Source organism: Pedosphaera parvula Ellin514, from assembly GCF_000172555.1.
Lineage (GTDB): Bacteria > Verrucomicrobiota > Verrucomicrobiia > Limisphaerales > Pedosphaeraceae > Pedosphaera.
Genome location: NZ_ABOX02000011.1, coordinates 75,784 through 97,192, shown reverse-complemented (window position 1 = coordinate 97,192; position 21,409 = coordinate 75,784). Strand labels below are relative to the sequence as shown.

At 50.3% G+C, this 21,409-nt stretch carries 20 protein-coding genes; 17 read left to right on the top strand and 3 right to left on the bottom strand.

What is annotated here, in order from left to right; all coding sequences use genetic code 11:
- Positions 1-261: 261 nt before the first annotated feature.
- The 8 genes from CFLAV_RS10980 to CFLAV_RS10945 all read left to right on the top strand — a co-directional run bounded on the left by CFLAV_RS10980 (position 262) and on the right by CFLAV_RS10945 (position 11,853).
- On the top strand, positions 262-1,503 hold the full coding sequence (locus CFLAV_RS10980; RefSeq protein WP_007414786.1) for a DUF2252 domain-containing protein: 1,242 nt from the start codon (positions 262-264) through the stop codon (positions 1,501-1,503).
- A 296-nt stretch (positions 1,504-1,799) separates the two neighbouring features.
- The gene (locus CFLAV_RS10975; protein WP_007414784.1) at positions 1,800-4,574 is read left to right on the top strand and encodes an MGH1-like glycoside hydrolase domain-containing protein; all 2,775 of its coding nucleotides are present in this window, start codon (positions 1,800-1,802) and stop codon (positions 4,572-4,574) included.
- A gap of 468 nt (positions 4,575-5,042) precedes the next feature.
- Positions 5,043-5,435 (top strand): DUF1622 domain-containing protein, encoded by a 393-nt coding sequence (locus CFLAV_RS10970; RefSeq protein ID WP_007414783.1) that lies wholly within the window; start codon positions 5,043-5,045, stop codon positions 5,433-5,435.
- 143 nt (positions 5,436-5,578) lie between these two features.
- A complete protein-coding gene (locus CFLAV_RS10965; protein ID WP_040548098.1) occupies positions 5,579-6,121 on the top strand; it encodes a lipid-binding SYLF domain-containing protein in 543 nt (180 codons plus the stop codon).
- 243 nt (positions 6,122-6,364) lie between these two features.
- Positions 6,365-6,715: a hypothetical protein gene (locus tag CFLAV_RS10960; RefSeq protein ID WP_007414781.1), complete on the top strand. Its 351-nt coding sequence runs from the start codon at positions 6,365-6,367 to the stop codon at positions 6,713-6,715.
- Between the two features lie 15 nt (positions 6,716-6,730).
- Entirely contained in the window at positions 6,731-7,252 is a 522-nt protein-coding gene (locus CFLAV_RS10955) for a hypothetical protein (protein ID WP_007414780.1), read from the top strand.
- Positions 7,253-7,502: 250 nt separating this feature from the next.
- Positions 7,503-10,250, top strand: coding sequence for an MMPL family transporter (locus tag CFLAV_RS10950; RefSeq protein ID WP_007414779.1), 2,748 nt, complete (start codon positions 7,503-7,505; stop codon positions 10,248-10,250).
- Between the two features lie 232 nt (positions 10,251-10,482).
- Entirely contained in the window at positions 10,483-11,853 is a 1,371-nt protein-coding gene (locus tag CFLAV_RS10945; protein WP_007414778.1) for a Gfo/Idh/MocA family oxidoreductase, read from the top strand.
- Positions 11,854-12,133: 280 nt separating this feature from the next.
- Here CFLAV_RS10945 and CFLAV_RS10940 read toward each other — a convergent pair whose 3' ends face one another.
- Positions 12,134-12,382, bottom strand: a complete 249-nt coding sequence (locus CFLAV_RS10940; RefSeq protein WP_040548015.1) for an ElaB/YgaM/YqjD family protein — start codon at positions 12,380-12,382, stop codon at positions 12,134-12,136.
- Between the two features lie 125 nt (positions 12,383-12,507).
- Here CFLAV_RS10940 and CFLAV_RS10935 point away from each other — a divergent pair, with 125 nt between their 5' ends.
- Positions 12,508-13,503, top strand: coding sequence for a glycoside hydrolase family 43 protein (locus tag CFLAV_RS10935; RefSeq protein WP_007414775.1), 996 nt, complete (start codon positions 12,508-12,510; stop codon positions 13,501-13,503).
- Positions 13,504-13,631: 128 nt separating this feature from the next.
- Positions 13,632-14,717, top strand: coding sequence for a GDP-mannose 4,6-dehydratase (gene gmd, locus CFLAV_RS10930; RefSeq protein WP_007414774.1), 1,086 nt, complete (start codon positions 13,632-13,634; stop codon positions 14,715-14,717).
- Here gmd and CFLAV_RS10925 read toward each other — a convergent pair.
- Positions 14,662-15,606, bottom strand: coding sequence for a GDP-L-fucose synthase family protein (locus CFLAV_RS10925; protein WP_040548086.1), 945 nt, complete (start codon positions 15,604-15,606; stop codon positions 14,662-14,664). The genes gmd and CFLAV_RS10925 overlap by 56 nt on opposite strands.
- A gap of 360 nt (positions 15,607-15,966) precedes the next feature.
- Between CFLAV_RS10925 and CFLAV_RS36895 the strand changes: the two genes are divergently transcribed.
- The 7 genes from CFLAV_RS36895 (at position 15,967) to CFLAV_RS10890 (ending at position 20,845) form a co-directional block, all read left to right on the top strand.
- Positions 15,967-16,350, top strand: a complete 384-nt coding sequence (locus CFLAV_RS36895; protein ID WP_007414772.1) for a type IV pilin protein — start codon at positions 15,967-15,969, stop codon at positions 16,348-16,350.
- A gap of 162 nt (positions 16,351-16,512) precedes the next feature.
- On the top strand, positions 16,513-17,268 hold the full coding sequence (locus CFLAV_RS10915; RefSeq protein ID WP_007414771.1) for an ABC transporter ATP-binding protein: 756 nt from the start codon (positions 16,513-16,515) through the stop codon (positions 17,266-17,268).
- Positions 17,265-18,041 (top strand): ABC transporter permease, encoded by a 777-nt coding sequence (locus CFLAV_RS10910; protein ID WP_007414770.1) that lies wholly within the window; start codon positions 17,265-17,267, stop codon positions 18,039-18,041. Before CFLAV_RS10915 ends, CFLAV_RS10910 begins: the two co-directional genes overlap by 4 nt.
- A 117-nt stretch (positions 18,042-18,158) precedes the next feature.
- On the top strand, positions 18,159-18,905 hold the full coding sequence (locus CFLAV_RS10905) for a tetratricopeptide repeat protein (RefSeq protein ID WP_150107360.1): 747 nt from the start codon (positions 18,159-18,161) through the stop codon (positions 18,903-18,905).
- 122 nt (positions 18,906-19,027) lie between these two features.
- Entirely contained in the window at positions 19,028-19,690 is a 663-nt protein-coding gene (hisB, locus tag CFLAV_RS10900; protein ID WP_007414768.1) for an imidazoleglycerol-phosphate dehydratase HisB, read from the top strand.
- Positions 19,691-19,730: 40 nt separating this feature from the next.
- Entirely contained in the window at positions 19,731-20,333 is a 603-nt protein-coding gene (locus CFLAV_RS10895; protein WP_007414767.1) for an RNA polymerase sigma factor, read from the top strand.
- Positions 20,330-20,845, top strand: coding sequence for an anti-sigma factor family protein (locus CFLAV_RS10890; protein WP_007414766.1), 516 nt, complete (start codon positions 20,330-20,332; stop codon positions 20,843-20,845). The genes CFLAV_RS10895 and CFLAV_RS10890 overlap by 4 nt, the downstream gene beginning before the upstream one ends.
- A gap of 385 nt (positions 20,846-21,230) precedes the next feature.
- Here the strand turns inward: CFLAV_RS10890 and CFLAV_RS37835 are convergent, their stop codons facing one another.
- The gene (locus CFLAV_RS37835) at positions 21,231-21,368 is read right to left on the bottom strand and encodes a hypothetical protein (RefSeq protein WP_425500526.1); all 138 of its coding nucleotides are present in this window, start codon (positions 21,366-21,368) and stop codon (positions 21,231-21,233) included.
- Positions 21,369-21,409 lie beyond the last annotated feature (41 nt).

The window sequence follows — 21,409 nt, the reverse complement described above, 5'->3', positions numbered from 1 at the left end:
CAGGAGGACGCGGGTTCGTGACTTCTGCAATGGTGAAGAATGGAGCATAATATGATCAAGCGCCATCACAACAGGGTTTCATCTCCAAGATTATCCTGGAAAGTGCCTGGACGAACTGCACTGGTTGCGAAACGCTCGTCCGTTGCCCATCCATCGCGGAATGAACTTTATAAGCAAGGGAAGAGATTGCGGGACCAGTGCCCACGTCAGTCCCACGCGGTTTGGAAGGTGTCGGCAAATCGCCCTGATCCGGTTGCTCTGATGAAAGAATCGAGCAAGGGACGCATTCCCCAGCTGATACCGATACGTTACGGTCGCATGTTGCAGTCGCCGTTTACATTTTATCGCGGCGCAGCGTTGAACATGGCAGTCGATCTCGCCCACACTCCTTCGACGGGTTTGCGCGTACAGGCGTGCGGCGATTGTCATTTGCTGAACTTTGGCGCTTTCGCCACGCCGGAGCGACGAGTGATCTTTGATATCAATGATCTGGATGAAACGTTGCCGGCACCGTGGGAATGGGACGTGAAGCGCCTGGCCGCCAGTTTCGTGCTGGCGTGTCGCAGCAATGGTTTCAGTGAAGCTGCGGCTCAAGAAGCGGTGCTCTCCTGCGTCCGCTCCTACCGGCACCGCATGAGGGAATTCAGCGAGATGAGGGCGCTGGAGGTGTGGTATTCCAGCCTGGACGCGGAGGAGATGATTCCGATGATCAAGGATGAACAGGCCCGCAAGCGGATTCAGAAACGAGTGGCAACAGCACGCAAACGCGGGGTGATGGAGCATGATTTTCCAAAGCTCACCGAAGTGGTTGGTCAATTGCCAGTGATCAAGGATAACCCGCCACTCATTTATCATTGGCGGGAGCGCGATCATAATTCGTTTTTCACGGCCGTGGAGGCGGCGTTCCGGAAGTATCGTGACACGCTTGAAGATGATCGACGGGTGTTGCTGGATCGTTATGAATTGCAAGACCTCGCCATCAAAGTGGTTGGGGTCGGCAGCGTTGGCACCCGGTGCGGTATCGTCCTGCTCACGGCCAGTGAACACGATCCACTTTTTCTCCAGGTAAAAGAGGCGGGCCCATCGGTGCTTGAGGGTTTTGCCGGGAAGAGTCGCTACTCCAATCATGGCCAGCGGGTGGTGAATGGCTGCCGCTTAATGCAATCTGCGAGTGACCTTTTCCTTGGCTGGACGTCAGGGCGGGAAGGCAGGCATTTTTATATCCGCCAACTCAATGACATGAAGATCAAGATCCTCGTCGAGTTATTCGGCCGGGGTGTGATGTTGGAGTATGCGAAGTTATGCGGTTGGGCGCTGGCACTGGCGCATGCGCGTTCTGGTCAGCCCGCAGTAATCAGCGGCTACCTCGGCAAAAGCGATAAGTTTGACCAGGCGATCGCGGACTTCTCGGTTGCGTACGCGGATCAATGCGAGCGTGATCATAAGCTTCTTCTGAAGGCCGTGCAGAAGGGACGGCTGAAGATTGAGGTTGAACGGGAATAACCATTTGTGAGCCGAACCGTTATTTCCCGGGTCGTTCCCGTCTGTAATTGAATCACGTGCCCATGGCATTGAAGGAGGACGCGAAGGTTGCAAACTGCACCGGAAATGCATTTGGGCCGCAGCTCCTCGCTTCCACACTCGGACGCTTTCCAATTACGGTTTTCCGCCGATGAAAAGCGCGGTAAACACCCCATGGATTTCAAGGAGCGGGCCCTTATTGTGCTCAGTCAGGAGTTATTCGTCCACCACTGCGCGAGCACGCTTACACTTCAAACGTGTGAGTCAATTTGATTGGCATGCCTATGAACACAACAGAGCACACAAGACTTCAAGAAGCGCGGGAACAAAATGTTCCATGGAGAAAATGGGGGCCTTATCTGAGTGAGCGACAATGGGGCACAGTGCGCGAAGATTACAGTGCTTCAGGAGATGCCTGGAATTATTTCACGCACGAAAACTCCCGCTCCCGCGCCTACCATTGGGGTGAAGACGGTTTGGCTGGCTTTTCTGACGACAAGCAAAGGCTCTGCTTTGCCCTGGCGCTCTGGAATGGCAATGACCCAATCCTTAAGGAACGCCTTTTTGGCCTGACCAACAGCGAAGGAAACCATGGCGAGGATGTTAAGGAATATTATTTCTACCTGGATAGTACGCCGACCCATTCCTACATGAAGTATCTCTATAAGTATCCGCAGGCCGCTTTTCCCTATTTCGATCTCGTCAAGACCAACCGGGAGCGCAGTCGTGAGCAATTCGAGTATGAACTGCTGGATACAGGAGTGTTCAATGAGAATCGATATTTCGATGTGTTCGTCGAATACGCCAAGGAGGGACCTGAAGACATCCTGATACAAATCAGTGTCGCGAATCGCGGACCGGATGCAGCCACCCTCCATGTATTGCCAACACTTTGGTTTCGCAACACCTGGTCCTGGTGGCCAGGCGAACCGAAACCGCTCCTGGACGAGGCGGAAGCGGGCAAAGGACTCAGCGTGATGCGCGCCGTACACAAGGAACTTGGTGAACGATTTCTGTACTGCGAAGGAGAACCGCCGCTCTTATTCACCGAGAATGAAACAAACCCTGCGCGAATTGAAGGCACACCAAACCACAAACCGCATGTCAAGGATGCGATCAACGAGTATATCGTGAATGGTCGTCAGGAAGCTGTGAATCCGGGCAAATCCGGCACCAAAGCCGCTGCGCATTACCAGTTAAGCGTGCGGCCCGGCGAAACCCAGGTGATCCGTTTGCGTTTAACCGGGCAGGCATTGAAATCGCCTGGCAAGGGGCGTGGAGCAGGTGCATTGGGGAATCACTTTACTGAGGTTTTGGCAGCAAGAAGGGAAGAAGCAGATGAATTCTACGCTTCCATCACCCCACCTTCAGTCAGCGAAGATGCAGCGCGGATAATGCGGCAGGCACTGGCCGGGATGCTGTGGTCGAAGCAGTACTACTTCTTCGATTTACAAAAGTGGCTGAAGGAGCATGGAGTGGATCCCATGGCATCGCGGAGCCGCGAGACGAGGAACAAGGAGTGGTTCCACATGATCAATGACGATATTATCTCCATGCCTGATAAGTGGGAATACCCTTGGTATGCCGCGTGGGATTTGGCGTTTCATACCATGGCGTTATCGATAGTGGATCTGGATTTCTCCAAGACACAACTTAGCCTCGTGCTCCGGGAAGTTTATTTACACCCGAGCGGTCAGGTTCCGGCTTATGAGTGGAATTTTGGTGATGTCAATCCGCCCGTGCACGCCTGGGCCACGCTGTTTTTATACAATTCGGAGAAGCAAGCGCGCGGACAGGGCGATGTGGAGTTTCTCAAACGTTTGTTCAACAAACTGACGCTGAACTTTACCTGGTGGGTGAACCGGAAGGATCGTTTCGGCAAGAACGTCTTTGAAGGAGGCTTTCTCGGCCTCGACAATATCGGCGTGTTCGATCGCTCAGCTCCATTGCCAACGGGTGGTCACCTCGAGCAGGCCGACGGCACAGCCTGGATGGCGCTGTTTTGTCAAAATATGCTGGAGATTGGCGTCGAATTGGCCACTCACGATTCCGCCTACGAAGAACTGGCGTTTAAATTTGCTGAACACTTCCTTTGGATTGGCGCAGCGTTGAACCGGACAGGTGAGGACGGGCTGTGGGATGAGGAGGACGGTTTTTACTATGACCTGCTCAGGCTGCCTGATGGTCAATCCACCAGGCTCAAGGTGCGTTCAATGGTCGGGTTGCTTCCGCTTTGCGCGACGACCGTCGTGGAGCAGTATCAACGAGAGCAGGTACCGGGGCTGGTGGAGCATATTTACCAGCGCCTTGCCAGGATGCCAGAACTGGCGGCCAGTATCCACGCAACCGGACCAGGTTATTTTGGAGTAGCTAAACGCGGCATACTGGCCATTGTCAATGAGGATCGGCTGCGGCGTATTCTGACGCGCATGCTGGATGAAAATGAATTCCTGGGGCCGCACGGCATACGGGCACTCTCGCGTTATCACGCCGAACATCCCTATTCCTTCTGGGTCCACGGCCAGGAGTACCGCGTGGATTATCTGCCAGCGGAATCCAACAGCGGCATGTTCGGCGGCAACTCCAACTGGCGCGGGCCGGTTTGGTTGCCGGTTAACGCGCTGCTTATCCGCGCGCTGCTGCAATACTATATGTATTACGGAGACAATTTTAAGGTGGAATGCCCGACCGGCTCTGGCAGGCGGATGAATTTGTTTGAAGTCAGCCGGGAACTGGCCAACCGTCTGACCAGTAATTTCCTGCGCGATGAGCAGGGCCGGCGGCCGGTGTATGGCGGCATTGAAAAATTCCAAACTGATCCGTATTGGCGCGACAACATTCTGTTCCACGAATACTTTCATGGCGATAATGGCGCAGGTCTCGGCGCAAGCCATCAAACGGGGTGGACGGGTTTGATCGCGGGATTGATTCAGATGTATGGACACCTGGACGCGAAGTCAGTCCTTGAAGGAGGCAAGGAGAAGGGAGTGCAGTACAGAAAATCGAAAGAATCCATTCAAAGGGAGGAACCAGCCGCTCTCACCCTAACTTGAGATTCGGCGTGGGAAGATGATTGTGGTTACTTCGGGCAGGCGTGTGCGATAAGTGCAAGGTGGTGGCTGGAACAAAGGCGAAGAACGGGTTGCTTAGGGTGAGCCAAGAGGCGCTAATTGATCTTCTGAACCCGTTGAATGATGAAAGCCGTGATTCGAAGTTCCCGCGGGCGACTTGAATTCATGGAAGTTCAACCATGCGTGGGGCATATGAAGCATAAACGATCCTGCTGTTTGACAGCGAGTCCAACAGGATTAGTGTAAATGACAAGGGAGATTGGGAAATACTGTAATCCGGACGTTCTTTTTGAATTTTGACGGGCCGGGCAGGTTGTGGTGACAGGCCGGGCAATCTCGAACATGGGGTTACAATCCAAGAGGAAGCGTGTAAGACAGAAATAATGAACATCCGGTATCCCGCCTCCATCCAGGGCGGGCCATTGCAACCGAGAAAGAGGAGCAAATCACATGGCAGGTCACGAAATCGTCGAATTCATCCGGGTGGTAATTGAATGTACCGCCATGGGAATCGAGATTCTGGCGGTAATGGTAATTGTGACCGCTATAATCGTGGTTACCTGTTCGCGCGGCACTGTGCGTTACGTCCTTCAAATCGGCAGACCCGGTGCCTACGAGGCCTACAAGCACCAGTTAGGAAAGCCTTTGCTATTGGGATTGGATTTGTTGGTGGCCAGCGATTTGGTGAAGACTGTAGCCTTGGAACTAACGATGAATAATGTTTTGACATTGGGTTTGCTGGTTTTGATTCGAACATTTTTAAGCTGGTCGCTTGTAGTTGAAATCGAAGGCCGCTGGCCTTGGGAAGCCAAAGAAGGGAAAGGGAGCGAAAGCCTGACTTAAAAACCTAAAAGCAAGGAAGTAGATGCGCATGCAGGAAGATTCAAAAGTCTCAATCGTTCAAAAGAACCGCCTGCCAAATGGTGACGAGGTTTAATCGCATCGTCAAACTGGCAGTTAATTACCCGACAGCAAGCAAACTAAATATGAAATACAAACTCGCAAATATAACATTGGCTGCTTTTGTGATGATGGCAGTGACTTTGACCGCACGCGCCGCAGACGAGGCAGATCTCAAAACAGAGGTAAACAATGCCATCGCCAGGTTCAAGGAGGCGGATCCAGGCATTAGCACGCTCTTCCAGACATCGGCAGGCTATGCGGTGTTTCCAAGCGTGGGCAAGGGTGGGTTGGTCATCGGTGGAGCACATGGCAAAGGACTGGTCTTTGAGAAGGGCAAGGCAGTGGGCGAAGTGACGTTAACCGAAGCGAGCATTGGCGCGCAGGTTGGCGGGCAAGTCTTTTCAGAAGTCATCTTTTTCGAAACCCCGGCGGTGCTTGAGGATTTCAAGACCGGCAAGTTCACAATGGATGCAACAATCAATGGTGTCGTCGCTGCCGAAGGAGTGGAGAAAAGCGCCAAATTCCAGAATGGAGTGGAGGTGTTCGTGCTTCCCAAGACCGGGCTGATGGGACAGGCCGCTGTTGGTGGACAGAGATTCAAATTTAGGCCGCTGACGCAACAGTAGATCCAGGCCGGGCATGGCCGTGAGTTGAGTGAGCCTCGACCTTGAGCGCACCGCATCTCGAGGATCGGACTGAGGTGGGCAGACAGCAGCATCTTAGTTGTCGCAAGTCCTTCCTCGTCGTTTATCAAATTACGCAAACCACAATAGTTCAAGGGACATCCAAGGAGGTAGCCACATAAATTTGTATCGCTGCTTTAAAGACAAAGTTGCAATGATGAATTAAGTTTTTGCGAGGGCCGATTTATGGAAGCAGTGATTCAGGAAATTTTCGACCATCCATTTGGCTGCGTGCGTGGACCATTGGCGTTTCGGCTTATCATCCAGCCTTTGGTGGCGGTCAGCCTTGCGATCCTCGCCGGATTGAAAGACGCTCGAGAAGGGTACTCCTCCCACGGTTGGGTCATCGCCACCGACTCATCCCAGAAACTCAAATTACTTCACGAAAGTTGGAAAGACGCAGCCAAGTTGTCCGTCGCAGCGGTAATCGTTGACCTTATATACGAAATCATTGTGTTTCAACGGCTCTATCCTGGCCAAACCTTAATCGTTGCGACCATCAGCGATGATCGAGATGCGGTTAAATTGGCGGTGTAAAAATCAAGTGAATGTATGAACGACCCAGGCAAAAAGACCATTGGCAGAAAGCAGAAAGTCGTCAACGAAATGACTGAATATTGTTTCACTTTCTTATACCTGGCATTTTTCCTTGGTGCCATTGCCTGGTACCGAAGATTGATCCTGATGGAGTACCATATTAGCTACTTACATTACGGGTTCGCCATAGTCGAAGCATTGATTTTGGCCAAAGTCATTTTGGTGGGAAATGCATTGCACCTGGGGCGGGAGCTCGAGAATAAAAGACTGATTTATTCAACCATCTACAAGGCAGTTGTTTTTACTATTTTTGTAGCCGTTTTTGGTGTCATCGAGCACGCAATAGAAGGGTGGCTCCATGGGAATGGGCTGGTGGGAGGACTGAAAGAGTTTATGGATACTGGCCGTGATGAGTTGCTTGCGCGGTGTCTTATAACGTTCTTTGCATTCATACCGTTTTTCGGTTTTCAGGAGATAGGTCGAGTAATGGGCGCAGGCAAGATTGGCGAATTATTTTTTAAAAGAAGTCACGCATAGAAGCCATTACTTGTCAGAAAATAAGTTGATGAATCTTCAAAATCACCTTGGTTGCCACTTTGGGTGAATCTTGTCGCGGTGCTTTCCGATTTCCCACATGAAGGCAGGTGGTGTCTGGTATTCATTTCGGGTTTGTCCCCATCGTGCCGCTTCATTTTATGGAGTACTGCAATCGACAACGCCAGCGGCTTTTCACAGCCTCGTCATTCAGAGACGGATATTCGGGCATTTGCGGGGGCATTAAAAAAGTATGATAAAGTCGTTTTCCAACTCGATTCTTGCAAGGGGCCTCAGCAAAGTGGCAGAGGCAGTTTGCAATTATCCCGGCTGGTTCATTTATCCGCAAATCATTCTCTCTGCCCTTTGCGTGGTTTACACCGTCCATGGCTTAAAACGGGATATGAACCGGGACAATCTGGTTGGGCCAGGCGTCAATTACCACGAAACCTACCTGAATTTCCGGAAGGAATTCCCAGGCGAGGATCAGGTGGTGTTGGTGGAAGGCGGCGACTGGGAACACAACCGTCAGTTCACTGAGCGGCTTGCCGCACGACTCAAACTGGAAACCAACCTGATCACCGGGGTCTTCTACAAAGGTGATTTGGCCACCCTTGGCCCGAAAGCACTTTTGTTGGTCCCAACTGCGGACTTGGAGCGAATGCAAAAGTCTGTAAGCGAATATTTGCCCTTCCTCAAGGGCTTCACCCAGGCAACCAATCTCGATTCGCTCTTCGCCATGGTGAATTCGGAGTTCCGTACCGCTGGACGCGGGACGGCAGAGCAGGGAGAGAACTTGATGAAATCCATTCCGTTTCTCGAAGGCATCCTGGTCGAGGCAAATCAAAGCTTATCCCACCCGGGCCGCCCACCTGGACCGGGCATGGAGGCCCTCTTTGGCGCAACGAGGGCGGAACAGCATCTTTATTTGACCTTTGACAAAGGCCGAATATTTATGCTGACGCTCCGCCCGAGGAGCAAGGATTTGGCACCACAGGTTATAAAGCGCCTGCGGTACTTGATTGGGGAGACGGAAAGCGAGGTTCCCGGGGTAAATGCCGGTCTGACTGGCGGGGCGGTCTTGAATTACGACGAAATGCGCCAGTCTGAACGGGACTCGATCGTCGCGAGCGTGGCTGCCCTCATCATCTGCTCGGTAATTTTTATAACCGCGTATCATGAAGTAAGCCGACCCCTGAAGGCCGCGCTTTGTCTCCTCATCGGCTTCGGCTACACGCTGGGATTTACGACGCTGGTTATTGGCCACCTGAATATCTTAAGCATCACGTTCGCGCCGATGTTGATCGGATTGGCGATTGATTTCGGGGTCCAGTTCATTACTCGTTATGAAGAGGAGATGCGCAACCGCCGTACGGTTCGCGAGGCCATCACAAAAGCAACTGTCTTCACGGGCCAAGGAATCGTCGTCGGCGGCCTGACTACTGCGGCGGCTTTTCTCGCGATGGGGTTGACGCATTTCAAAGGGATCCGGGAGATGGGCATCATCTGCGGTGGAGGGCTGCTCCTATGCCTGATTCCAATGATGACAACACTGCCCGCCTTGCTGATGCGCGGCCGAGAAAATCTGCGCAATCAGGAAACCGGCATCAGCGGCCGGACGCGTCTGCAGATCGAAAAGATGTGGCTCCGACATCCGGTAGTGGTGGTGGCAGTCACGTTCGTATTGTTTGCCATTGCCGCACGGCAGCTTGGGCGTGTCTATTTTGACTACAATCTGCTCGGCATGCAGAGCAGGAATTTGGATTCAGTTCGTTATGAAAACAAATTGCTTCATTCGGCTGGCCGGTCCGTGATGTTCGCCGCCATCATCGCCGATTCTCCGGAGCAAGCCCGTCAATATGAGGAGAAGGTTAAATCACTGCCATCGGTCTCGGGTACCGAATCGGTGGCGGGATATTTGACTGAAGACCAGGGCAAAAAATTAGAGTTGGTCCGTTCCCTCAAAAGCGAGATGGCCGACATGCAGTTCGCCCCGGTGGACCGGCAACCAGTGCAAATTGATAAACTCAGTGCCACGCTGTGGTATTTGCAGGGATATCTTGGACAGGCCTTGATGGAAGTGCAGAAATCCAAACCGGACCAGGCCGCTAAATTGCGCTCATTCCGAGAGCGCATCATCGATTTCCGCAAATCGATACTCGGCGGCCAGCCTCAAGTTCCAGAGCAGCTCTGCAGGTACCAGGAAGCTCTGTTCATGGAGTTTCATCACACAGTCGAAGCGTTAAAATCTCAAGATGCCAGCGGTCCTCTGCGTCCATCAGACCTGCCGGCGGTTTTACGCGACCGCTTCATTGGCGTGACGGGTAAATACCTGGTGCAAGTCTATCCCAAAAAAGACATCTGGCATCATGAAAACCAACACGAATTCATCCAGCAGTTGGAGGCCGTAATTCCACCTGATAATGTGACTGGCATGCCGACCCAGATTTACCGGGACACCACCCTTCTTAAAGTTAGTTACCAGCAAGCGGCCTGGTATTCACTTTGCGCCATAGCCATCATGCTCTTCCTCCATTTTCGTTCGCCGGGATGTGTGATTCTGGCTTTGCTTCCGGTTGGAATTGGTTCCGTCTGGTTGGTGGGACTCATGGGGTCGGTTGGCATTCCCTTTAATCCGGCGAATATCATGATCCTGCCGCTATTGGTTGGCATCGGTGTCACTAATGGTATTCAAATTTTAAATCGTGTGGCTGAAGAGCAGGAGCCCGAAGTCCTCGCCAAAAGCACTGGTAAAGCGGTGCTCGTTTCCGGCCTGACGGCGATTACCGGCTTCGGCACCCTGCTTTTGGCGAAGCATCAGGGAATCAAGAGCCTGGGTGAAATCATGCCTGTGGGCATCGCCACCTGCATGATTGTCAGCCTGACCTTTCTGCCCGCGCTGTTGCGCCTCCTGAGCCGACGAGGGTGGGCGGTCGGATCTGCGCCGCAGCGAGCTACTGTTAGTGAAGGATGGCATTGGCTCCGGTGGCACAGACATTGAAAGTCTGCACGAGGAAGAATTCAAAAGGGCGGCGGATATGTGCAACCAGTAAAAACAATGAGGCACAAAAGCGGGGTGGGGCAGATGATCAAACCAAGGTGGATGCGGGAGAATCCAGGTTCAGACGGGATTTGTTGAGGACCTGATGGAACAGTTGAGTGCGGATAGAAAAATAATTCGACGCAAGTAGAGTTCTGGATTGCAAAATCCCTTAAAATTTATAAAATGCGTCATGAACCACAACGAAAGTAATTTCTCCTCACGTCGTGATTTTATCAAAACAACCGGTAAAGTAGCTGCGGTTTCAGCCTTGGCGGGACTCGTCATACCTCATGTTCATGCGGCTGAAAACAATACCATTCAAGTGGCCCTGGTCGGTTGCGGGGGACGCGGCACCGGCGCTGCTGATAACGCGCTCAGTGTCAAAAACGGGCCTCTCAAATTGGTGGCCATGGCGGATGTGTTTGATGGCAAACTCAAGGGCAGCTACGAAACCCTCTCGAAACAACACGGCGAAAAAGTAGATGTGCCGGAAGATCGTAGATTTGTGGGTTTCGATGGATACAAAAAGGCAATGGATTGTCTTAAGCCAGGTGATATCGTCATATTCACCACGCCCCCGGCTTTTCGTTGGGTGCATTTTACCTATGCGATCCAAAAGGGCCTGAATGTTTTCATGGAGAAGCCGGTGACAGTTGATGGGCCAACCTCCAAGAAAATGCTTCAGCTCGCTGAGGAAGCGAAGAAGAAAAACCTTAAAGTGGGAGTTGGCTTGATGTGTCGCCATTGCAAAGTTCGACAGGAACTTTTCGACCGCATCAAGGGCGGTGAGATTGGTGATATCGTCACGTTACAAGCCTACCGCATGCATGCGCCAGTCGCTGCCTGCTTCACCCCTCCCAAGCCTGGTGACATCAGCGAACTGCTCTATCAGATACGGGATTTTCATAGTTTCCTATGGGCCAGCGGCGGTCTTTACAGCGATTTCTATATCCACAACATTGACGAGTGCTGCTGGATGAAGGATGCGTGGCCGGTCAAAGCCCAGGCGCTGGGTGGGCGCAACTACCGTGGTGGCGACGTGGATCAGAACTTCGATGTATACTCCGTGGAGTACACCTTTGGAGATGGAACCAAGTTGTTTCTAAATGGTCGCGCCATGGAAGGTTGCCATGAAGAATTCGCCAGTCATGCACTCGGCACCAAAGGTTCAGCCATCATTTCCACTCAATCACACACACCAGCTCGCTCGCGTATTTACAAGGGTTATGACTTGAAAGGTTCCAAACCAACCTGGACCTATCCCGGAAAAGAACCTAATCCGTATCAGGTCGAATGGGAAGACCTGGTGGATGCGATTCGAAACGACAAACCCTACAACGAAGTCAAACGCGGTGTGGAAGCCAGTCTTGTTACCAGCATGGGACGCATGGCAGCGCACACAGGCCAGGTGGTTACTTTTGATGAAATTCTAAATAGCGGCCATGAATTTGCGCCGACGGTTGATCAATTAGCGATGAATTCACCTGCACCGCTGCAAGCGGACAAGGATGGCAGATATCCGATTCCGATGCCCGGTATCAAGAAGGATCGTGAGTACTAAATTTTAGCCAGGTTCAGACATGTGCGGCGGCCCTCACCGGCCGCCGCTTTTTTATTTGCGGCCTAATCCAATGATTGTGCCCAAAGACGGGTTGATCCGGGGTAAATGATTTGTCCTGTAAGCGAGATATCAATACGGGACTATAAACTACTAAAAGGAATCAAGTTCAAAACTTGATCAGAGGACCGAGCGTCACAAGATCCCTCTAAGGAAAATCGGAGAGGGCAGCTCAAATACAATTGTGCCGCCCTTTCATGCGGGTTTAACTGCTTTGGAATTATCAGTCAGAATGGCGCGCATTGCCTATCAGGAAGCCGAAGATACAGGCAGCCAATGCGACCATTGCGACAGATTTCCAAGGATTATCATGTACGTAGGTATCAGTTACACCACTTACATTTTTGGCAGTATCAGTAACCTTTTTTTGTACATTTTGGAATTTCTCTGACGCCTTTCGCTGGAGGTTTTGATATCTATCGGACGCCTTCGATTTGATGTCCTCAGCAGTATCCTTTAAATTTGTATTCATTTATGAATATACGACGAGGTTTTGGGAGCACAACTGGATTTATGAATCACTTCGTACGGTGCCTTATTTCGATCTAGGGAGATTCACCCAGTGGCAGGCAGTTCAATCCTGGATCAAATTGAGAAATGGCGATTCTGTCATCAGCCAAGACTCATAAGAACCCAGTCTATGCAGGATATTTTGCCGACCCGTTTGTATGGAGGTTTAAGGGTAATTACTACGCAATTGGCACAGGGGCTTCAGATGCAGAAGGTAAAGTGGTGGGAAAGGCATTTTCAGTGCTACAGTCTGTCGATTTTTTCGATTGGCAATTTGCTGCCAATGCCTTGTTGCATCCCGACCCGAGTTTGGGGAATAATTTTTGGGCTCCGGAAGTGGCTTCCCACGGAGGCCGGTTTTACTTGTACTACTCGGTGGGGCACGAAGATAAAAATCATCAGTTACGCGTTGCTGAAAGTGAAAGCCCGCAAGGCCCATATCGCGATATGGGCATCACGCTGATTGATCCAAGGAAATGTTCATTTGCCATTGATCCACACCCTTTCCTGGATGACGACGGACAATGGTATCTGTTCTATGCGCGTGATTTCCTGGAGACTGCGGAAGGCCGTGCTGGTACGGCGCTGATGGTAACGAAACTGGAGCGAATGACCGAGATTGTCGGTGAAGGAAGCGTGGTAATGCGCGCGCGCCATGATTGGCAAAGATTTCAAAAGGAGCGTTCAATGTATGGTCAGACATGGGATTGGCATACCCTCGAAGGACCTTTCGTTCGAAAGCACAATGGACGTTATTACTGTTTTTACAGCGGAGGACGATGGGAAACAGAAAACTATGGAGTTGACTATTGTGTCTCAGACAACGTGATGGGGCCTTATTCGGAATCTGGCAATGAAAACGGTCCGCGTGTTTTGAGAACAGTTCCGGGGCGCGTGCTGGGACCAGGTCATAATTCGATTGCGCTCGGTCCTGACGACGAAACGGAGTACGTTGTTTATCATGCCTGGGACAAAGAAATGAAGGCTCGCCGGATGTGCATCGACCGACTCTTTTGGACTGATGAAGGACCGCGCTGCGAAGGGCCGACTTATCAATCCAATACTGACGGTTCACCCATTTGATTGACCGCGTCATCCCTTTGCGAAATCTGCCCGTACCGTATTTTCATTGGACTGTCTTTGGATGCCTGTTGTTTCTGGGCTTGCCTTGAAGCTTGAACTTGCCGAATCTTTCAGCAGGACAACTTACTATGGCAAAAAAAGCGTTGATTACCGGCATCACTGGACAAGATGGCTCCTACCTTGCTGAGCTGCTTCTCTCCAAAGGCTACGAAGTAAACGGCATTATCCGCCGTGCCAGCACATTCAACACCGGTCGGTTGGAATCCATTTACGCGGACCCTCATTCTGGCAATGGCAGGCTTTTCCTGCATTATGGAGATTTGAGTGACGCGAGCGCCCTGGCACGATTGATAGGTAAAATTCAACCTGAGGAAATCTACAATCTCGCAGCGCAAAGCCACGTAAGAGTCAGTTTCGACAGTCCGGAGTACACGACGGATATTACAGCCACGGGAACCGTGCGCTTGCTGGAGGCTATCCGGGAAACCGGGATCAAGCCTCGATTTTACCAGGCTTCCTCCAGCGAAATGTATGGACTGGTCCAGGAGGTTCCGCAGACGGAGAAAACACCGTTCTATCCGCGAAGTCCCTATGGTTGCGCCAAGGTTTACTCCTATTGGGTCACTGTGAATTATCGTGAGTCCTACGGGCTCCATGCAAGCAACGGCATTTTATTCAATCACGAATCACCACGGCGCGGAGAGACTTTTGTCACGCGCAAGATTACGCGTGCGGTGGCTCATATCAAAGCCGGGCTTCAGAACAAGTTATTCCTGGGCAACCTTGATGCCAAACGGGATTGGGGCTACGCAAAAGAATACGTCGAGGCAATGTGGCTAATGTTGCAACAGGAAAAGGCCGACGATTATGTCATTGCCACCAACGAAACCCATTCGGTTCGCGAGTTCCTGGAAGTGGCTTTTGACTGCGTTAAGCTGGACTGGAAAAACCACGTGGAGATTGATCCTCGATATTACAGGCCTGCCGAAGTTGACCTGTTAATTGGGGATTTCAGCAAGGCCAGGCGAGTGCTGGGTTGGGAACCGAAAACAAGATTTGCGGATCTGGTCAAACTGATGGTTGATGCGGACGTGGAACTTTTAAGAAAACACCAAAAAGGTGAAATCCCGGGTTGTCGGTTGACCTTTCTGAGAATTTCTACGGCGCAAGCGGCCGATGAAACTTTTGAAGGAAGTCTTTGTAGGCGGATTTGATACCGATCTCAAGGCTCACCTTGGGTGTCCAACCCAGCGCAAAAAGTTTCGAGCTGTCCATCAGTTTTCGAGGGGTGCCGTCGGGTTTTGAGGTATCCCAGACTATCTCTCCGCGGTAATCAATGATTTTCTTCACCAGTTCGGCAAGTTCCTTGATGGAAATATCATTGCCGTAACCGATGTTTATGAATTGTTCCTCGCTATAGTTTTCCATCAAAAAGAAGCAGGCTGCAGCGAGGTCATCCGCATAAAGAAATTCACGCAACGGCGTGCCGGTGCCCCAACAAGTTACTGTGGCCGAGTTGGCAATTTTTGCTTCGTGGAATTTGCGAATCAAAGCAGGGAGTACGTGGGAATTTTGTAAATCGTAATTATCATTAGGTCCATACATGTTGGTAGGCATGGCCGAGATGAAGTCACAACCATGCTGGCGCCGCAAGGCCTCACAAAGCTTGATACCGGCAATCTTGGCTATGGCGTACCACTGGTTCGTGGGTTCCAACGGGCCTGATAGCAGATAATCCTCCTTTAGCGGCTGTGGTGCCAATTTGGGATAAATGCAGGAACTGCCAAGGAAGAGCAGTTTTTTAACGCCCTGTTCATATGCACCGTAAATCAGGTTATCCTGAATCACCAGATTATCGTGCAAAAAGGCTACTGGTTGTTGACTGTTGGCGAGAATGCCACCGACTTTGGCCGCGGCAACGAAAACATATTCCGGCTTTTCCTGTCGATAAAACTGACGGGTAGCGTTAACATCCAGCAGATTCAATTCTGCGCGGGTTTTGCCGATAAGATTGGTGAAGCCCAATTCCTGTAGTTTCCTAAAAATGGCGCTACCCACCAGGCCACCGTGGCCAGCAACATAGATACGCGCATCCCGTGCGATTTTCATACGCTGGAAGCCTAAGTCACTTAAGCTCTTAATGACAAGCGGCTAAGTAAAATCAAGATTTTTGCAAAGATGGTGGGTGTCTATTTTGTGGGCAGTGTCAATGATTTTGGGACACAGATGAAATTTTTTCCAAGCTGGATCAAAATAACAGCGACTTAGAGCGGAAAACTCTGCGCAAAGATTTTGTATTAGGGAATAGAATTTAGGACAGATGGCCAGATTCGATGCATGTATTTTTGGCACTGGGCTTGCTAATAAGGGTTTGCGGTTGGCAGCAGGCTATATTGAACAAACTGTAATTATACTATAAACCGCCTGTTGCTCTGTTCAAACCGAAACAGAAAGAGAACGACTATGAAACTCACCCAGTTAAAGAAAGCGGGGTTCACGCTGGTGGAAATCATGATAGTAGTGGCCATCATCGGGCTGTTGGCTGCTGTCGCGATTCCCAACTATGTGCACGCTCGCACGAACGCACAACAGAGTGGTTGTATCAATAACCTCCGGCACATCGATGGGGCCAAACAACAATGGGCCTTGGAAACCAAGGCGGCAGCGACCGCATCTCCGCAATTATCAGATATTCAGTCTTATCTGGGACGGGGAACAAACGGTAATCCTCCAATTTGTCCTGCTGATTCAGCTGCAGCCTTTGCGTCGAGTTACGCTATACATGACCTCCAAAACCCACCGACTTGTCTCATCAACACGACTAATCATGTTCTAAATTTAAACTAGAGACCATTAAAGAAGTTTGCAAAGGCTTGGGTAATCCACCCAAGCCTTTGCATTTGGCGGGATATCGGATGAATCATGACATTCAGGAAGAGACATAAATTAGTGTTGTCTGAATCAGATGCTAAAATACAATCTGAACTTGAAATTTGAATCAATCAAAGCATGAACGGGATATTGGAAATCAAAGATTTACGCGTGGAATATCGCACGCGCTCGATTGGCCAGGCTCCCAAAGTTGCATTGAAAGGCCTCAACCTGAGCGTCAAGCAAGGTGAGGTTTTTGGTTTTTTGGGGCCAAACGGCGCAGGGAAGACGACGACCATGAATGTGCTTCTTGGTTTCGTAAATGCAACTGCCGGGGCAGCTTATCTCTTTGGTGTCAACGTCAATGAACCGATCGCCCGCCAAAGGATCGGTTATCTTCCCGAGCTAACCTACTACTACAAGTTTTTGAGTGCTGACGAACTACTGCGCTTTTATGCCCGTATCTTCGGCATTCCGAGGAGCGAGACTAATAGAAGAATTGATGAACTGATAAAACTTGTTGAGTTGGAACATGCGCGGCACCGGCCAATTAAAACTTATTCCAAGGGCATGCAGCAGAGAGTGGGACTTGCGCAGGCGCTTATCAATAACCCGGATTTGCTGATTTTAGATGAACCAACCAGTGGTTTGGATCCGATTGGACGGATGAAAGTGCGGGAAATCATACAGCGACTGAAGAATGAAGGGAAAACGGTTTTCTTTTCTTCCCACGAATTGGGCGAGGTGGAAACCGTCTGTGACCGGGTAGCAATTCTCTACCAAGGCGAATTAAAAGTAGAGGGACGAGTAAACGATCTGCTGCAGAAGTACCAGACAAATCTGGAGCAGATTTTCCTTAAAATCATTGGGTATCCACAGCAAGTCAACTCATGAACGTTATTTTTGCCCTTTCCAATGTCGTCATCAAGGAACTATATCGAAGAAAAGATTTTTACGTTCTTTTTATAATGACCGTCATCATCACGCTCGTGATGGCTTCGGCGAATCTTTTTCACGATGACAAAATCATAAGATATCTTAAGGAGATATGCCTGTTGTTGATCTGGGTTTCCGCTCTGGTCATGGCCGTGGGAACAGCAGCCCGGCAAATCCCTGCTGAAAGGGAGAACCGCACTATTTTTCCTCTGCTAGCAAAACCGGTCACACGTTGGCATGTAATTGTAGGCAAGTTCCTGGGCTGCTGGTTGGCCTGCGGGATGGCGTTGGTTGTCTTTTACTTATTTCTGCTGCTAGTGAGCGCTTCGCGAGATCATGCCTGGCCCATATTAGAATACTTCCAGGCTCTATGGTTGCAGTGGATGTTTTTGGCCATCGTAATTTCGTTCGTTTTGTGGGGGTCCATCGTTTTTGCGGCGCCATCGTCCAATGCCACAATAAGTTTGGTTTTTATCATTGGGATACTGCTCATTGGAAGACACTTACACCAGGTGGCAATAGAGCGTCCTGAACCATTCCGGACAATCATATCTATCATTTATTTTATTATTCCTCACCTTGAGTGGTTTGATGTTCGCGACCTTGTGATTCATAGTAAGGGGTTGATTGCATGGGTTGATTGTGGATTTGCCACCGTGTATGCCGCTGCTTACACGGGTTTTTTTCTATTTTCAGCCTGGCTATGCTTTAGACAGAAAGCTTTGAATTAAATGACAATGCCGGCTCCATATCTGATTATATCCTTATTTCTGACAGTCTGCTTTACATTAGCCACGTGTTTGCAAACCCGCACATCGACGTGGGGGGATCGAGCGCAAGCTGGCAGTATGATCAAGGTTTTATTCGGAGATGGACGACGCATGATTGCCAGCCATTTTTTCGTAAAAGCGGACGTTTATTTTCATAACGGCTATTATCCTTCCATTTTCGATCAAGCCCACAGGGAACCGGCAAAACCTCATCAAATGTTGGGCGAGCATGACGAGCACGATGAGCATGAACATGAAAAGGAGATGGACTTCCTAGGGCAGCCAAAAGATTGGATCGACCGTTTTGGGCGGCATTTTTACTCCTCCTCACATTCGCATCTTGAAAAGCCGGAAGATGCCAGGGAAATATTGCCGTGGCTGAAAATCTCCGCGGAATTGGACCCTGAACGAGTGGAAACCTATACGACAGCAGCTTACTGGCTCCGTTCCCAGATCGGGAAGGTAAGTGAAGCCGAGGACTTTCTTCGCGAGGGACTCCGAGCCAATCCTGATAGCTACGAGATACTGTATGAATTGGGTGAATTGTATGCAGAAAATCATCACGACCCGGTTCGTGCGTGCAACCTTTGGGAACTTGCGCTTCGTCGTTGGAACGAACAAGAGAAAAATGACAGGCACCCTGATATATTCTTAAATCAGGAAATTACCACTCATCTGGCGACGGTGGAAGAACAACTCGGGAATCTACCAGAGGCGATGCACTACCGTGAACTTGAAAAAAAGGCTTCACCCTTTCCCGAGGTTGTTCAGGAGCAGATTGATGACCTCAAGAAGAAAATGGCCGCCAAGAAAACTTCTTCTTAACACCGGCAACCGCAGCGTTAGGCTGGAACCGCCTTTGCCGTTAGCACAGAAACAATTCAGGAGCAGCAGTCCGGCCACAATTGGGCTTTGTGTTATGAGCCGATATTGTTTAATAAGTAGGCATGAAGATTCGGCGTGCCGAAATTAACCGCGCTACAAAAGAGACGCGCATTGCAATAAAGCTGAAGATTGATGGCTCAGGAAAGTCCTCCATCCGGACCGGTATCCCATTTTTTGACCACATGCTGACCCTTTTCGCCAAGCATGCCGTGATGGATTTGCATTTGGACTGCGTTGGGGATCTGGAAGTGGATGCGCATCATACGGTGGAAGACTGTGGCATCGCGCTCGGTCAAGCCTTGCTTCAAGCATTGGGTGATAAGAAGGGAATACGACGGTACGGAGCTGGCTTTGATCCTAAAAACCCGTTTGTCGGGGAAGCATATGTCCCGATGGATGAATGCCTTGCCAGATGTGTCGTTGATTTCAGCGGGCGACCCTATCTCGTCTGGCGAGGATTGAACGAAAAAGGACTAAAAAAGATTAGCTCTGCGGAAAAGACGCAAGATATGTCGAGTTCGTTTAGGTTTGGTTTGGCCAGGGAATTTTTTCAAGGGTTTACGAATGAGGCGCGTTGCAACCTGCATTTGGAACTTCTGTACGGGGACGAACCACACCATATCGTCGAGGCCCTCTTTAAAGCATTCGCCAAAGCGGTAGATATTGCTTGTCAACGAGATCCGCGAATTGCGGGACAGGTTCCGAGTACCAAGGGGAAACTGTAATCATGGTTGAATACCAGCCTCTTTTACACCGTCGAACCCGATGAAGATTGAAAGTGACTATTCTTCCGCCAGTGACGAGCAACTGGTTCGAGCAGCCAAGAAGGGTGAAATGGCTGCATTTGAAGAATTGGTTGCACGGCATAGGGATAAGATATACGCGCGTGCGTTTAGCATGATGCGGAATGAGGAAGAAGCCGTGGATCTTTGTCAGGAAGCGTGGGTTAAGAGTTGGCAACGATTGCAGCAATTTCAGGGTGACTCCAGTTTTGGAACCTGGATGACTCGAATTGTTATCAATCTTTGCCTGGATCAACTGCGGAAGCGCAAACGGCAGCGCACGGAATCGATCGAGGAAATGAGTGAGGAGTCGGGTGGGGTTGAGCGACAAATGCCAACCGTAACCATTAATCCCACTGAAAGACTCGAGCGGGCTGAGCTCCGGAAGAGAATTGATCAAGCATTAAGCCAACTCTCGCATGAGCATCGAACCGTGCTGGTTTTGCATGAGTTTGAAGAAATGGAATATAAAGAAATTGCCAAAACCATGGGGTGCTCAATTGGGACTGTAATGTCTCGATTGTTCTATGCTCGCAGGAAAATGGCAGTGTTGTTAGCGAATTTAAAAAACGAAGAATTAAAATGATCGACCACGATTCTCAATTTTTGAAATTGCAGTCCTACCTTGATGGCGAGTTAAGCGCCAAGGAAAAGACTGAAGTGCAGGACTGGCTCGCAAAGGATGAGCAAGCCCGGTTGCTTCTGGCGGAGTTGCAAAACACCAATGGCGCTTTGGCTGGCTACGAAGCCGGCATAAAGCTGCCTGAATCACGGGAGTTCTTCTGGTCCAAGATCGAGCGTGAAATCAAACGTGAAAGCGAAGCTCCTGTTTCCCGAGCGCCGTTTTCCCTGGTTGCCTGGATACAGCGACATTTGGTCCCGGTGAGCGGCGCAGCAGTCGCCTGCCTGGCACTCCTGCTGGTTTTACAGTTTTCTCCAACGGGAAACCAAACGGGAGAAATTGAGCTTTCCTCCAATGACATGGGGGTTGCAACGTATCGTGATCAGCAGGAAAAATTGACGATGGTATGGCTTTACGATAAATCCGATTCAGAGTTTACTGATTCGCAGTCTGCTGATAGTGTCCAAACCCAATGAAAAGGCGCTGTATCACTCGATTATTTTCCAAGACCGCTTTATTGATTTGCCTGGGGCTTCTCGGTTTAGGAACAGTTTATGCCGAAGACCTCAATATCAAGTTTATCCTGGTATGGGCCACAAATGATGAGGCACCTCCCGAGAAGCACAAAGAGTTAAGCGCACAGTTGGAGAAGAAATTGCAAAGTGGTGCTCCTTACAAGTGGAAGCATTATTATGAGATGCATAAAACCAACGTGGTTTTGCATCCCAAAGAGACGAGGAAGATTGAGATGAGCAAGCATTGCCTGCTTGAGGCGACCAACCCCAACGATGGCCGGATTCAAGTGAATCTTTATGGCGAAGGCAAGCCGGTGTCAAAGCATGTCGAACCTCTGCCAGCCGGTCAAATCGTGACGCTTGGTGGCAACGCCAAGAATGACACGGGTTGGATGATCCTCATCCAACGCAAAGATGATAAAAAGGATGCTGATGTCAAGCCTGTGCCGGCCAAGACAGAGCCAGTCAAGACAGAGCCAGTCAAGACAGAGCCAGTCAAGACAGAGCCAGTCAAGACAGAGCCAG

Excerpts from the sequence above, each read along its gene's own strand:
- CFLAV_RS10970 (WP_007414783.1), top strand. The coding sequence starts at position 5,043 with ATGGCAGGTCACGAAATCGTCGAATTCATCCGGGTGGTAATTGAATGT.
- CFLAV_RS10955 (WP_007414780.1), top strand. The coding sequence starts at position 6,731 with ATGAACGACCCAGGCAAAAAGACCATTGGCAGAAAGCAGAAAGTCGTC.
- CFLAV_RS10945 (WP_007414778.1), top strand. The coding sequence starts at position 10,483 with ATGAACCACAACGAAAGTAATTTCTCCTCACGTCGTGATTTTATCAAA.
- CFLAV_RS10910 (WP_007414770.1), top strand. The coding sequence starts at position 17,265 with ATGAACGTTATTTTTGCCCTTTCCAATGTCGTCATCAAGGAACTATAT.
- CFLAV_RS10980 (WP_007414786.1), top strand. The coding sequence starts at position 262 with ATGAAAGAATCGAGCAAGGGACGCATTCCCCAGCTGATACCGATACGT.
- CFLAV_RS10950 (WP_007414779.1), top strand. The coding sequence starts at position 7,503 with ATGATAAAGTCGTTTTCCAACTCGATTCTTGCAAGGGGCCTCAGCAAA.
- CFLAV_RS36895 (WP_007414772.1), top strand. The coding sequence starts at position 15,967 with ATGAAACTCACCCAGTTAAAGAAAGCGGGGTTCACGCTGGTGGAAATC.
- gmd (WP_007414774.1), top strand. The coding sequence starts at position 13,632 with ATGGCAAAAAAAGCGTTGATTACCGGCATCACTGGACAAGATGGCTCC.
- CFLAV_RS10905 (WP_150107360.1), top strand. The coding sequence starts at position 18,159 with ATGATCAAGGTTTTATTCGGAGATGGACGACGCATGATTGCCAGCCAT.
- CFLAV_RS10890 (WP_007414766.1), top strand. The coding sequence starts at position 20,330 with ATGATCGACCACGATTCTCAATTTTTGAAATTGCAGTCCTACCTTGAT.
- hisB (WP_007414768.1), top strand. The coding sequence starts at position 19,028 with ATGAAGATTCGGCGTGCCGAAATTAACCGCGCTACAAAAGAGACGCGC.
- CFLAV_RS10915 (WP_007414771.1), top strand. The coding sequence starts at position 16,513 with ATGAACGGGATATTGGAAATCAAAGATTTACGCGTGGAATATCGCACG.
- CFLAV_RS10935 (WP_007414775.1), top strand. The coding sequence starts at position 12,508 with ATGGCGATTCTGTCATCAGCCAAGACTCATAAGAACCCAGTCTATGCA.
- CFLAV_RS10960 (WP_007414781.1), top strand. The coding sequence starts at position 6,365 with ATGGAAGCAGTGATTCAGGAAATTTTCGACCATCCATTTGGCTGCGTG.
- CFLAV_RS10940 (WP_040548015.1), bottom strand. The coding sequence starts at position 12,382 with ATGAATACAAATTTAAAGGATACTGCTGAGGACATCAAATCGAAGGCG.
- CFLAV_RS10965 (WP_040548098.1), top strand. The coding sequence starts at position 5,579 with ATGAAATACAAACTCGCAAATATAACATTGGCTGCTTTTGTGATGATG.
- CFLAV_RS10975 (WP_007414784.1), top strand. The coding sequence starts at position 1,800 with ATGCCTATGAACACAACAGAGCACACAAGACTTCAAGAAGCGCGGGAA.
- CFLAV_RS10895 (WP_007414767.1), top strand. The coding sequence starts at position 19,731 with ATGAAGATTGAAAGTGACTATTCTTCCGCCAGTGACGAGCAACTGGTT.